The following is a 12198-nucleotide window of genomic DNA, read 5'->3' as shown; positions in this document are numbered from 1 at the left end:
GGTGTCCGGCTGGGACAGGATGAGGTTGTCGGTGTCGACGCCGAGGGCCTTGGCGTATTCGGGGTCGAGGGCGTGCTCGGCGTCCACGAAGGCGACGGTGCCGCCGGCCTTCTGCGCGTTGGCCACGGCGTGCAGGGTCAGGGTCGTCTTACCGGAGGACTCCGGGCCGTAGATCTCGACCACGCGGCCGCGCGGCAGACCGCCGACGCCGAGGGCGATGTCCAGCGCGGTCGACCCGGTGGGGATGACCTCGATGGGGTCGTTCGGCTTGTCGCCGAGGCGCATGACCGCACCCTTGCCGAATTGCCGTTCAATCTGCGCGAGCGCGGCGTCGAGAGCCTTCTCGCGGTCGGTGCCTGCCATGGGTTCCACCCGGTTTGCTTGAGTCGATCGCTTCACGCCATTGACGCTAACGCCTGCCACTGACAATGCGCTCCCACGCCCGGTTCGGCTGTGGATAACCCATCAGAATGGATGTTCGATTTCCGTGTCAAGCGAGCCACGCCCACCCCGGCGGGCGCCGTTGCGCGCGGGGGGCGGCGCCGCTGTCACGGTCGCCGGATGACCGGCTGGGGTGCACGCGGCGTACGCGCGCGGAGACGGGAGATGGCGGCGGGGGACCCGGGCTGGGGCGTTTCGGGGCGGACACGCAGCGGTATCGGCCGGCGCCGCCGGTGCCGGAGGCGGAGATCCGGGCGTTCGAGGAGTCCCACGCCGTGGACGACGAGTGGCGGGAGGATCGGCTCCCGGGCCGGCCGGGCCGTTCCCCCTCACCGCCCCCCTGCCCGGCCCGATCCGCGGCCCGCAGGCCGCGCCGACCCGGGGCACGCTCACGCCGGCCGAAGGGGGATGCGGCACCTTCCTCAGGCTGGTCCTGAACGGCCACCGCCGGGGCCCGCTCCTCGTGCGGGCCCCGGCGGCGGGCGGGGGCTACGGCTTGGGCAGGGTGCAGCCGGGGCGGGTCAGGTCGATCTGGTTGCCGGGGCCGATACAGGGGACGAGGGTGTAGGTCTGCTGGGCGTAGTTGATGCCCTGGCGGACCGTCACGTTGCCGCTCTCGTCGACCTCGCACGGGTTGTTGTCCGTGCAGCGCTGGCCGTCCTCGTTGCCCGTGTTGTTGACGGCGACGACCTTGCCCGTCGTCGTGTCGATCACCGGCGAGCCGGACGTGCCGCCGATGGTGTTGCAGGACGAGGTGTAGCGGACCGAGTCCTTCCAGGTCCAGGCGCCCTCCTTGAGGCGGTACGCGAACCCGTCGACGCTGCAGCTGTAGGTGCGCTTCCAGTACCCGGAGACGACCTTGATGGACGAACCCTGCACCGGGTGGGCGTCGTTGAGGGTGAGGGCCGCTATCCCGTACTGGCTCTGGATCTGCGCGTACGTCTTGGTCAGCTGGTAGAGCGAGACGTCCGTGTCCGTCATCGTGCCGTACGCGATCTTGCTGGCCCGCAGCGTCGCGACCTTCGAGCCGGAGGCATTGAGCAGGGAGAACGTGCGGCTGGACGCCCGGTTGACGAGGACTTCGCCGGCCGCCGGGAAGCCGGTCTCCAGGCAGTGCCCGTTGGACAGGACGAGTGCGGGGTCGCCGGGCTGGGAGTTCGGGGTGCGGACGACGGAGCCGGAGCAGTTGCTGAGCGCGACCGTGCCCGCGTACGTGACCGCGACGGCGGACGCGGTGTCCGAGGCCGACGCCGAGGCCATGGCAGGGGCTGCCGCCACTCCGGTCAGGAGTAAGGAGAGCGTGACGGCGGCGAGAGGCTTGTTCATGTGGGGGGTCCCCTCTGGTGACGGATGCGACGACCGAAGATCTTCCGGTTGTCATGCGCATTCTCAAACCAGCGGACGCAACCCACAAGAGGGCCTCCCCCGTTGGACACTTCCCCACCGGCGCGGCCGGGAGATGATCCGGAATCAATCATTCCAACACTCCACGAGGCGGGCGGCGATACCCATACCGGGGCGCTTGGGCCACAGCCCCGGCCTGGCGCGAAACACCCCTCGAATGGCCGGTACTCTGCGGTGCCCCCGACGACGGGGGCCGTGAAATTCCGCTCAGGAGGACCCATGGCCATCAAGAAGGCCACGATCCAGCAGCAGGTGGCAGAAGCCCTCGCCCAGGCCAACCCCGCCGACAAGCCCATCGTCACGATCCAGGCCGTCGCCGGCCCCAGCGTGTGGTTGATGAGCATGCTCGGCCTCATCGGCCAGGCGTTCCTCTCCTACTACTTCGTCACCGTCACCGAGCAGGCCGTGGTGCTCCACAAGGCGAGCCGGATGAGCAACCGCCCCCAGGAGATCGTCTTCGCGATATCGCCCGCCGAGGCCGTCGGCAGCATCACCGAGGTCAAGCGCAACGCCGTCTGGAGCTCCTTCCGCATGCAGCTCCCTGGCCAGGCCGCACCGACCCGGATGAACGTGCACCGCATCTGGCGCGGCGAGATGGACCAGCTGCTCGGCCTGCTGACGGGCCAGAACCAGCCCACCGCCTGACGCCTGACGGCCCGGTCGGCGGAGGGGACCCGTCCCCAGCCCCCTCCGCCGCCAGGCCCCTCGGCTCACCAGCTCACCACCAGTACACGGGGTAGCGCACCGCTCCCCGCCGGGCTCGCGAGGCGGCCATCCCGGCCAGCACCAGCAGCAGCGCCGCCCCCGCCAGCAGCGGTACGAACACCACCGGATCCGGCGCCTGGAGCACCACCACCACAGTGGTCGCGGCCGCCGGCGAATGCGGCGTCCGGGCCAGGGTCATCGCCCCCACCGCCACCCCCGCCCCCAACGCCGCCACCCACGGCGCGTCCCCCAGCAGGGCCAGCCCCAGATAGCCCACCGCCGCACACAGCAGGTGCCCGGCGACGACGCTGCGCGGCTGGGCCAGCGGCAGCGCGGGCACGCCGTAGACGATCGCCGCACTCGCCGCGATCGGCGGGATCAGCACCGGCTCGCGCAGGAGCGCACCGATGCCGACGAGCGCCAGCAGCGCGGCCGCCGCGACCCCGCCGCTGTGCAGGGCGGTGGCCCGGGCGGGCGCCGGGGCGCGCCCGGCCAGCACGTTCGGGAGGGCCGGGCGGGCGCGGGCGGCCGCCTTCGCGGCACGGTCCGCACGCGTGTCACTCGTGTCCACACTCATGGGGGCCAGGTCTACGCACCTTCCGCATCACGGCCCTATACGCGCACAACGACCACCGAGTGACAACCGGCGGTTGACACCCCCGGACTGTCAACCTAGGGTTGCATTCATGACGAACCCTTCGGTGGAACCCGTTCGCATCACCAATCCGGTACGCCTCGACGACCTGATCGAGGCCATCAAGAAGGTCCACTCCGACACCCTCGAGCAGCTCAGCGACGCCGTCGTGGCCGCCGAACACCTCGGCGACGTGGCCGACCACCTCATCGGCCACTTCGTGGACCAGGCCCGCCGCTCCGGCGCCTCCTGGACCGACATCGGCCGCAGCATGGGCGTCACCCGCCAGGCGGCCCAGAAGCGCTTCGTCCCCAAGGCGGACAAGGACGGAGACCCCGGCCTCGACCCGAACGCGGGCTTCGGCCGCTTCACCCCCCGCGCCCGCAACGTGGTCATCTCCGCGCAGAACGAGGCCCGCGCCGCCGGGAACGCCGAGATCCGCACCGAGCACCTGCTGCTCGGCCTGCTCGGCGAGACCGAGGGCCTGGCCGCGCACGTCTTCACCTCCCGGGGCGTCGCCCCGGACGAGCTGCGCTCCGCCGCGACGGCCACCCTGCCCCCGGCGCAGGAGGAGCTCCCCGCGCTCGTCCCCTTCGACGCGAACGCCAAGAAGGTCCTGGAGCTCACCTTCCGCGAGGCCCTGCGCCTGGGCCACGGCTACGTCGGCACGGAGCACATCCTGCTCGCGCTCCTGGAGCAGGAGAACGGCGAGGGTCCGCTCAGCGCCGCCGGCCTCGGCAAGGCGGCCGCCGAGGCGACCGTCACCGAAGCCCTCGCAGCCGTACTCGGCGGCGACGCGGCGCAGTAGCCTCGCCGGCCGCCGCACCCGTCAGCTCGTACCGCTTCACGTACGCGCCGAGGAAGGCCTGCAGGGTGGCGACGGCCGGGATCGCGATGAGCGCCCCGACCGCGCCCAGCAGGGCGGTACCCGCGATGACCGATCCGAAGGCCACCGCCGGGTGGATGTCCACGGTCCTGGAGGTCAGCTTCGGCTGCAGGACGTAGTTCTCGAACTGCTGGTAGATCACCACGAACCCGAGGACGTACAGCGCGTACCAGGGATCGGCGGCGAAGGCGATCAGCATCGGCAGTGCGCCCGCCAGGTAGGTGCCGATGGTGGGGATGAACTGGGAGACCAGCCCCACCCACACGGCGAGGGCCGGCGCGTACGCCACGTCCAGCAGCACGAACAGGACGTAGTGCGCGAGGCCGGAGATCAGCGCCATCAGCCCGCGCGAGTACAGGTAGCCGCCGGTCTTCGCCACGGCGATCTCCCAGGCCCGGAGCACCTCGCGCTGCTTGGCGGGCGGCAGCACGGAGCACAGTGCGCGCCGCAGCCTGGGCCCGTCGGCGGCGAAGTAGAAGGAGAACAGGAAGATCGTCAGGAGCTTGAAGAGCCCGCCGAGGACGGTGGCGGACACGTCGAGCACACCGCTCGCGCTGTTCTGCACGTACTTCTGGAGCCACTGCGAGCGCAGCAGGCTGTCCTGGATCTCCAGCCGGGAGAAGTCGGTGTGGAAGGTCCGGTTGATCGAGTCGATCACCGAGTCGAGGTACCCCGGGAAGCCCTCGACCATGTCGATGATCTGCCCGGCGAGCATCGAACCGAGCATCGCGAGGAAGCCCGCGCCCGCGACGAACACGCCCAGGAAGACCAGGAAGGTGGCGAGCCCGCGGCGCATGCCGCGGGCCGCCATCCTGGCCACGGCCGGTTCGATGGCGAGCGCGAGGAAGAACGCGATCAGGATGTTGACCAGCAGCCCGATCAGCTGGTGGAAGGCCCAGCTGCCGAGTTGGAAGCAGGCCACCAGGCCCAGTACGAGGACCACCGCGCGCGGCAGCCAGCGCGGCATCCGCGCCTCTCCCCCGGCGGCGGGGGCGGTCCCGGGCGGAACGGCGCCCGCACCCGCGGGGGCGGCCTCGGGGGCGCCGTCCGCGGTCTCGGCCGCCGGGCCGGTCTGGCCGGTCTGGCCGGTCTGGCCGGTCGGTTCACCGGCCGTCGCGCCCGTCGTCCGGCCGTTCGTCTCGTCTGTTGCTGCCACGCCGTCCAGTCTGTCCCAACCGCCGCCCGGACCACGAAGCCACACAGCTACCCGGCCGGCCCGCGGAGCGCCGCCGCGCACCGGTCCGGGACCGCGCCGGCGCGGCGGGGGCACCTCAGCGGCACCTCAGCGGCACCTCAGCGCAGCGAGGCCGGCACGTCCATCGCCGAACACACTGCGCGCCACACGTCCTTGGTCTCCCAGCCCTCGTCCAACGCCTGCTGGACGGTGCGTCCGCCCAGTTCGGTCATCACGTGGTCCCGGGCGAAGGAGTCCGCGTAGCCCGCGCCGAAGTGCTCGGCCATCCGCTCCCAGAAAATCGTCAACCGCATGCCACCAGTATCCCGCTCCGGAGAGTGCACCCGCCCCGTTGCTCCCGTGCGCCCCCGTGCACGCGCCCTACGGTGTCACGCATGCCTGGAGACGAAGCTCCCGCCCCGGCCCCACCGGCCCCACAGAGCCCGGCGGCCCCGACCGCCACCTCCGCCCCCTCCACCCCCGCGGCCGGCCCGCTGGCCCGCGCCGAGCGGTTCACCTGGCTCACGGCCCGGGTGCTGGAGCAGCGGCGGTTCGCGTTCCACTTCCTCGGCGGGGATCCCGACCCGGTCGACGCCGCCCTCGGCTCCTACCTCGGCGACGACGGCGGCTACGGGCACGCGCTCGACCCCGACCTGCGCGGCCCGCTGAGCCAGCCCCTGCACACCGCGCACGCCCTGCGGATCCTCGACGCCCTCGGCCGGTGCTCCGGGCAGCGCATCGAGCGGCTCTGCCGCCACCTGACCCGGGTCTCCACCCCGGAGGGCGCGCTCCCGCTGGTCCTGGCCGGCCCGCGGGACTACCCCGCCGCCCCGTACCACCCGGTGTGCGACGACCCGCCGGGGACGCTGCTGACCACGGGCCCCGTCGTCGGGATCCTGCACCGCAACCGGATCTGGCACGCTTGGCTGTTCCGGGCCACGGACTTCTGCTGGGAGCGCGTCGAGACCCTGCGCCAGACCCATCCCTACGAGGTCCAGAGCGCGGTGGCCTTCCTCGACGGCGCCCCCGACCGGGGCCGCGCCGCGGCGGCCGCGGACCGGCTGGGCCGGCTGGTGCGCGAGCGGCGGCTGGCGGTGCTCGAACCGGACCGGCGCGCGGAGTACCCGGTCTCCCCGGGCTATGCCCCGGGCGAGCAGCTGTTCCCGTACGACTACGCGCGGCGGCCGGAGTCGCTGGCCCGCGGCTGGTTCACCGACGAGGAGATGCGGCGCTCGCTGGACTTCCTCGCGGCGGAGCAGCAGCCCGACGGCGGCTGGCCGGTGCACCGCCGGGCCTGGGCACCGGGCAGCTCGCTGGAGCGGCGGCCGATCGCCACCCTGGAGGCCCTGCTGACCCTGCGGGCGTACGGGCGCCCGATCGGGGCCCCGGCCGGGGCCGCCGGGGTCAGCCTCCCAGGGCCCGGACGCCCGCGGTGACGACCACTGCGGCGCCGACGACCAGCAGGAACGGGGCGCGCAGCAGCAGCGCGACCCCGGCGGCGGCGAGCCCCGCGGCGCGGGCGTCGAGGACCAGCTCGTGGCCGGTGCTGAAGGTCTGCTGGGCGGTGAGCGCGGCGAGCAGGGCGACGGGCAGCAGGGCGGAGAGCCGGCGCACGACGGGGCGTTCCAGGGCCCCGGCGGGCACGAGGAGGCCGGCGAGCTTGACGGCGTAGCAGCCGACGACGGTGAGTCCGATGGCGATCCAGACGTTCACGAGCGCTCTCCCTCGGGCGATCGGCGGCCCTTCAGCCACAGCACCGCGGGCGCGGCCAGGGCGGCGATCAGTACGGGCACCCCGGCCGGCAGCACCGGCAGGAAGCCCAGCCCCAGCACCAGGGCGAGGCCGGCGACGGCCCGCTCGGTGGTGCTCTTGAGCATCGGCGCGAGGAGGGCGAGGAACACGGCCGGTCCGGCGGCGTCCAGCCCCCAGGCGGCGGTGTCGCCGATGGCCTCGGCGCCGAGCGCGCCCAGCAGGGTGGTGAGGTTCCACAGCACGTAGAGGGCGAGCCCGGTCACGGTGAAGCCGAGCCGGGCCGACCTGCGGTCGGGCTGGGCCAGGGCCACGGCGGTGGTCTCGTCGATGACCCAGTGCGCGGCGAGGGGCCGTACGGCCTTCGGCAGGGCCAGCAGCTGGGACAGCCGCAGCCCGTAGAAGGCGTTGCGGGTGCCGAGGAAGAAGGCCCCGGCGGCGGCGGTGAACGGGTTCCCGCCCGCCGCGAGTGCTCCGACCAGCGCGAACTGCGAGGCGCCGGTGAAGACGAGGAGGCTCAGCACACAGGCCTGGAGCACGCTGATCCCGGCCCCGGCCGCGGTCACGCCGAACGCGAACCCCGACAGGCCGACGGCCACGCCGACCCCGAGCGAATCCCGTACGACGGCGGCCCGCGGCCGGCCGTCGACCGTGCCGGGGGCGCCGCCGGGGACACCTCCGGAGGCCTCTTGTATCACCATCTGATGTTCTCCCACGCCCCGAACGTAGGCGGGGAGGACCGGCCGGGTCTTGTACGTTCTTGCGCGCTCCGGCGGTGGCCGCCGCGCCTCCGGTTCGTCCCGCCGGCGCAGCGGCTCCCCCAGGAGCCGGGTCGGCTCGGACCCCGCGCACGTCGGCGGGAGGGCCCCTGGGGCGGGGCGAGCCCGTCGAAGGCGGCGGCCAGGACCGACCGCCCGGGGCCGGGCTCGGACCCGGCCGCCTCCACTTCCTCGGCCAGGCCCGCCGGGTCGTGGCCGTGGACCTTCCGGCGGGCGCCCTCGCGCCGCCAGGCGAAGGCCTCCGGCCGGCGGCGGGCCGGGCACCGGGCCCCGCACCCGCGTGTCGTACGGCTCCCGCAGTCCCCGGGCGGTGGGCGGGAGCCTAACCGGCGCGCTCCCTGCGGTAGGCGCCCGGCGGGACTCCGACGATGCGGGTGAAGTGCCGGTTCAGGTGCGGCTGGTCGGTGAAGCCGACGGTGACGGCGGCCTCGGCGGGCGGGATCCCCGCGTCGAGCAGGCGGCGCGCCCTGCGGACGCGGGCGTCCGTCAGCCAGGTGTGCGGGGGCATCCCGTACCGCTCCCGGAAGGCGCGCAGCAGCGCGAACGGGCTGGTGCCGAGCTCGGCCGCGAGCTGCTCCAGCGAGGGCGGCCCGGCCATCCGCTCCTCCAGCAGGGCCCGGGCCCGCTCGGCGTCGGCGGCACCCGCGCCGCGCACGGGGCGGGCGGGCAGCGGGCCCGCGTGCCGGCTGAGCATCCGGGCCACCACGCCCCGCAGCAGGGTGTCGGCGGCCAGCGCGTTCCCGGCCTCGGCGGCCCGGTGGACCTCGGTGATGGCCCGTGCGCCCTGCGCGTCGGCGACCATGTCCGCAGTGAAGCCGGGGGTGCCGCGCGGGGTGGCGATCTCGGCGGCGACCTCGGCGATCAGCTCGCGCGGGGAGTAGAGGGTGGCGTACGCCCATCCCTCGGGAACCCCGGCGCGGGCGGTGTGCGCGACCTCCGGGTTGATCAGCACCACGCTGCCCGGCCCGGCCCGTACGGTGCCGCCGGGCAGGCCGACCTCCTCGATGCCGCCGGTGACGGCGGCGATGACGTACCCGTCGTGGGCGTGGCGCGGGAAGGTGTGGCGCACGTAGTGGGCCCGCAGCAGGTCCAGGCCGGGCAGTTGCCCGTACTGCCAGTGCCGTGCCCATTCGCCGCGCCCGCGCCCGTCGTCCTTCCCCATGTCCTCATTCTGCGCCCCGGCCCGGCGGGGCGTTCGCCCAGGTCGGGCCCCGTTGTCAGAGGCGGGGTGCACGATGGGGGCATGGCAGGCGCTGCGCTCGAATCGTTCTCCCCCGCGACCCGTTCGTGGTTCACGGGGGCCTTCCGTACGCCCACCTCCGCGCAGGAGGGCGCCTGGCGGGCCATCGGGGAGGGCTCGGACGTGCTGGTGGTGGCGCCGACGGGTTCCGGCAAGACCCTGGCCGCCTTCCTCGCCGCCCTGGACCGGCTCGCCTCGCAGCCGCCGCCGGCCGAGGCGCGCAAGCGGTGCCGGGTGCTGTACGTGTCGCCGCTGAAGGCCCTCGCCGTGGACGTGGAGCGCAACCTGCGGAGTCCGCTGACGGGGATCCGGCAGGAGTCGGCCCGGCTGGGGCTGCCCGAGCCGGACATCCGGGTGGGGATCCGCTCGGGCGACACCCCGGCCGCCGAGCGCCGGGCGCTGGCGACGCGCCCGCCGGACATCCTGATCACCACGCCGGAGTCGCTGTTCCTGATGCTGACCTCCGCCGCGCGGGATGCGCTGTCGGGGGTGGAGACGGTGATCCTGGACGAGGTGCACGCGGTCGCCGGGACCAAGCGCGGCGCCCATCTGGCGCTGTCCCTGGAGCGGCTGGACGAGCTGCTGCCGCGTCCGGCCCGGCGGATCGGGCTGTCGGCGACGGTCCGGCCGGTGGAGGAGGTGGCCCGCTTCCTGGCGCCGCGCGGCCGGGTGGAGATCGTGCAGCCGCCCTCGGCCAAGGAGTTCGACCTGTCGGTGGTCGTCCCGGTCGAGGACATGGGCGAATTGGGGGGCTCGCCGGCGACCGAGGGCCGGGAGGGCGGCGACAAGCCGTCGATCTGGCCCCATGTGGAGGAGCGCATCGCGGACCTGGTGCAGGCCCACCGCTCCACGATCGTGTTCGCCAACTCCCGCCGTCTCGCGGAGCGGCTGTGCAACCGGCTCAACGAGATCGCCCACGAGCGGGCCACGGGCGAGCCCCTCGTCGAGGGCGCCCCGCCCCCGGCGGAGATCATGGCCCAGTCGGGTGCCGCCCTGGGCGCCGCACCGCTGCTGGCCCGCGCGCACCACGGTTCGGTGTCCAAGGAGCAGCGGGCACTGGTCGAGGAGGACCTGAAGGCGGGCCGGCTGCCCGCCGTGGTCGCCACGTCCAGCCTGGAGCTGGGCATCGACATGGGCGCGGTGGACCTGGTGGTGCAGGTGGAGTCGCCGCCGTCGGTGGCGTCGGGGCTCCAGCGGGTGGGCCGTGCCGGTCACCAGGTGGGCGCCGTCTCCACGGGCGTGGTCTTCCCCAAGTACCGGGGGGACCTGGTGCAGGCGGCCGTGGTCACCGAGCGGATGCGGACCGGGGCGATCGAGTCGCTGCGGATCCCCTCCAATCCGCTGGACGTGCTCGCCCAGCAGCTGGTGGCGATGACCGCCATGGACACCTGGCAGCTGGACGAACTGCTCGCGCTGGTGCGGCGGGCGGCGCCCTTCGCGGCGCTGCCCGAGTCGGCGTTCACCTCGGTGCTGGACATGCTGGCGGGCCGGTACCCGTCGGACGCGTTCGCCGAGCTCAGACCGCGCGTGGTGTGGGACCGGGTCGCCGGGACGATCACGGGGCGGCCCGGTGCGCAGCGCCTGGCGGTCACCTCCGGCGGCACCATCCCGGACCGGGGCCTGTTCGGGGTGTTCCTCGCGGGCGCCGACCCCAAGAAGGGCGGGGGCCGGGTCGGCGAGCTGGACGAGGAGATGGTGTACGAGTCCCGCGTGGGCGACGTGTTCACCCTGGGCACCACCTCCTGGCGGATCGAGGACATCACCCGTGACCGGGTCCTGGTCACCCCCGCCCCCGGCGTGCCGGGCCGGCTGCCGTTCTGGAAGGGCGACCAGCTGGGCCGCCCCCTGGAACTGGGCCGCGCGGTCGGCGCGTTCCTGCGGGAGCTGGGCGCGCTCTCCGACGAGGACGCCCGGCTGCGGCTGCTGGCGGCGGGCCTGGACGGCTGGGCCGCCGACAACGTGCTCGCCTACCTGGCGGAGCAGCGGGAGGCCTGCGGGCACGTGCCGGACGACCGGACCATCCTGGTCGAGCGGTTCCGGGACGAGCTCGGCGACTGGCGGGTCGTCGTCCACTCCCCCTTCGGCGCCCAGGTGCACGCCCCGTGGGCGCTGGCGCTGAGCGCCCGCCTCGCCGAGAAGTACGGCATGGACGCCCAGGTGATGCACGCCGACGACGGGATCGTGCTCCGCCTGCCCGACGCCGACCTGCTCTCCATGGACCTCCTCGACCACGACCCCGCGCGGCCGGCGCCGTTCGAGTTCGACGACGAACAGGCCCCGCTGGGCGCGGCCGACGTGGCCTTCGACCAGGGCGAGGTCTCGGGGATCGTCACCGACCAGGTCGGCGGCTCGGCCCTGTTCGCCTCCCGGTTCCGCGAGTGCGCGGCGCGCGCCCTGCTGCTGCCCCGCCGCAGTCCGGGCAAGCGCACCCCGCTGTGGCAGCAGCGCCAACGCGCCTCGCAACTGCTCCAGGTGGCCTCGGAGTTCGGCTCCTTCCCGATCGTGCTGGAAGCCGTGCGCGAGTGTCTCCAGGACGTGTTCGACGTACCGGGGCTGACCGAGCTGATGGGGGACATCGAGGCGCGCCGGGTCCGGCTGGTCGAGGTCACCACCCCGGAGCCCTCGCCGTTCGCCCGTTCCCTCCTCTTCGGGTACGTCGCGCAGTTCCTGTACGAGGGGGACTCGCCGCTGGCCGAGCGGCGGGCGGCGGCGCTGTCGCTGGACTCCCGGATGCTGGCCGAGCTGCTGGGCCAGGCGGAGCTGCGGGAGCTGCTCGACGCGGAGGTGCTGGAGGAGCTGGAGCGGGAGCTCCAGTGGCTGACGGAGGACCGGCGCGCCAAGGACGCCGAGTCGGTGGCGGACCTGCTGCGGCTGCTGGGCCCGCTGACGGACGCCGAGCTGGCCGCGCGCGGCGCCGAGCCGGCCTGGGCGCGGGGGCTGGAGGCGGCCCGGCGGGCGATCCGGGTACGGATCGGCGGCGCGGACCACTGGGCGGCGATCGAGGACGCGGGTCGGCTGCGGGACGCGCTGGGCACGGCGCTGCCGGTCGGGGTGCCGGAGGCGTTCACCGAGCCGGTCAAGGACCCGCTCGGCGATCTTCTGTCCCCTACGCGCGCACCCACGGGCCGTTCACCACGGGGCGGCCCTACCCGTCTGGTCTGGGCGCGGCGGTGACGGAGGGCGCGC

At 74.2% G+C, this 12198-nt stretch carries 11 protein-coding genes and 1 pseudogene; 4 read left to right on the top strand and 8 right to left on the bottom strand.

Annotation, left to right across the window (positions count from 1 at the left end):
* The coding region (locus tag SSNG_RS26290; protein WP_007266953.1) for an ATPase domain-containing protein at nucleotides 1-363 on the bottom strand (363 nt) is incomplete at its 3' end.
* Between the two features lie 567 nt (nucleotides 364-930).
* Nucleotides 931-1767, bottom strand: coding sequence for a serine protease (locus SSNG_RS26285; protein WP_007266951.1), 837 nt, complete (start codon nucleotides 1765-1767; stop codon nucleotides 931-933).
* A 297-nt stretch (nucleotides 1768-2064) separates the two neighbouring features.
* Here SSNG_RS26285 and SSNG_RS26280 point away from each other — a divergent pair, with 297 nt between their 5' ends.
* On the top strand, nucleotides 2065-2490 hold the full coding sequence (locus tag SSNG_RS26280) for a hypothetical protein (RefSeq protein WP_050779734.1): 426 nt from the start codon (nucleotides 2065-2067) through the stop codon (nucleotides 2488-2490).
* A 73-nt stretch (nucleotides 2491-2563) separates the two neighbouring features.
* On the opposite strand, the gene SSNG_RS26275 is transcribed toward SSNG_RS26280, so the two are convergent.
* Nucleotides 2564-3127: an HPP family protein gene (locus SSNG_RS26275; protein WP_007266949.1), complete on the bottom strand. Its 564-nt coding sequence runs from the start codon at nucleotides 3125-3127 to the stop codon at nucleotides 2564-2566.
* Nucleotides 3128-3236: 109 nt separating this feature from the next.
* On the opposite strand from SSNG_RS26275, the gene SSNG_RS26270 reads away from it, so the two are divergent.
* Complete coding sequence (locus SSNG_RS26270; RefSeq protein WP_007266948.1) at nucleotides 3237-3992, top strand: Clp protease N-terminal domain-containing protein; 756 nt, start codon at nucleotides 3237-3239, stop codon at nucleotides 3990-3992.
* Here SSNG_RS26270 and SSNG_RS26265 read toward each other — a convergent pair.
* Together SSNG_RS26265 and SSNG_RS26260 are read right to left on the bottom strand one after the other, a co-directional pair.
* A complete protein-coding gene (locus SSNG_RS26265) occupies nucleotides 3946-5226 on the bottom strand; it encodes an AI-2E family transporter (RefSeq protein WP_007266947.1) in 1281 nt (426 codons plus the stop codon). The genes SSNG_RS26270 and SSNG_RS26265 overlap by 47 nt on opposite strands.
* Before the next feature lie 137 nt (nucleotides 5227-5363).
* Nucleotides 5364-5558, bottom strand: a complete 195-nt coding sequence (locus tag SSNG_RS26260) for a DUF3046 domain-containing protein (RefSeq protein ID WP_007266946.1) — start codon at nucleotides 5556-5558, stop codon at nucleotides 5364-5366.
* Nucleotides 5559-5639: 81 nt separating this feature from the next.
* Between SSNG_RS26260 and SSNG_RS26255 the strand changes: the two genes are divergently transcribed.
* The gene (locus tag SSNG_RS26255; RefSeq protein WP_050779733.1) at nucleotides 5640-6680 is read left to right on the top strand and encodes a hypothetical protein; all 1041 of its coding nucleotides are present in this window, start codon (nucleotides 5640-5642) and stop codon (nucleotides 6678-6680) included.
* Here the strand turns inward: SSNG_RS26255 and SSNG_RS26250 are convergent.
* From SSNG_RS26250 to SSNG_RS26240, 3 genes are all read right to left on the bottom strand, one after another.
* Entirely contained in the window at nucleotides 6649-6957 is a 309-nt protein-coding gene (locus tag SSNG_RS26250) for an AzlD domain-containing protein (protein WP_042801959.1), read from the bottom strand. The genes SSNG_RS26255 and SSNG_RS26250 overlap by 32 nt on opposite strands.
* Complete coding sequence (locus tag SSNG_RS26245; protein WP_042801957.1) at nucleotides 6954-7694, bottom strand: AzlC family ABC transporter permease; 741 nt, start codon at nucleotides 7692-7694, stop codon at nucleotides 6954-6956. The genes SSNG_RS26250 and SSNG_RS26245 overlap by 4 nt, the downstream gene beginning before the upstream one ends.
* Nucleotides 7695-8094: 400 nt before the next feature.
* Nucleotides 8095-8934, bottom strand: a complete 840-nt coding sequence (locus tag SSNG_RS26240) for an AraC family transcriptional regulator (RefSeq protein WP_007266942.1) — start codon at nucleotides 8932-8934, stop codon at nucleotides 8095-8097.
* An 81-nt stretch (nucleotides 8935-9015) separates the two neighbouring features.
* Here SSNG_RS26240 and SSNG_RS26235 point away from each other — a divergent pair.
* Nucleotides 9016-12198, top strand: a pseudogene (locus SSNG_RS26235) (DEAD/DEAH box helicase); the annotation flags it as partial.

The organism is Streptomyces sp. C (assembly GCF_000158895.1).
Lineage (GTDB): Bacteria > Actinomycetota > Actinomycetes > Streptomycetales > Streptomycetaceae > Streptomyces > Streptomyces racemochromogenes.
This window is presented reverse-complemented; position numbering and strand designations above follow the sequence as displayed.

Coding starts and splice junctions, on each gene's coding strand:
- SSNG_RS26285 (WP_007266951.1), bottom strand. CDS start 1,767: ATGAACAAGCCTCTCGCCGCCGTCACGCTCTCCTTACTCCTGACCGGA.
- SSNG_RS26280 (WP_050779734.1), top strand. CDS start 2,065: ATGGCCATCAAGAAGGCCACGATCCAGCAGCAGGTGGCAGAAGCCCTC.
- SSNG_RS26275 (WP_007266949.1), bottom strand. CDS start 3,127: ATGAGTGTGGACACGAGTGACACGCGTGCGGACCGTGCCGCGAAGGCG.
- SSNG_RS26270 (WP_007266948.1), top strand. CDS start 3,237: ATGACGAACCCTTCGGTGGAACCCGTTCGCATCACCAATCCGGTACGC.
- SSNG_RS26260 (WP_007266946.1), bottom strand. CDS start 5,558: ATGCGGTTGACGATTTTCTGGGAGCGGATGGCCGAGCACTTCGGCGCG.
- SSNG_RS26255 (WP_050779733.1), top strand. CDS start 5,640: ATGCCTGGAGACGAAGCTCCCGCCCCGGCCCCACCGGCCCCACAGAGC.
- SSNG_RS26245 (WP_042801957.1), bottom strand. CDS start 7,694: ATGGTGATACAAGAGGCCTCCGGAGGTGTCCCCGGCGGCGCCCCCGGC.
- SSNG_RS26240 (WP_007266942.1), bottom strand. CDS start 8,934: ATGGGGAAGGACGACGGGCGCGGGCGCGGCGAATGGGCACGGCACTGG.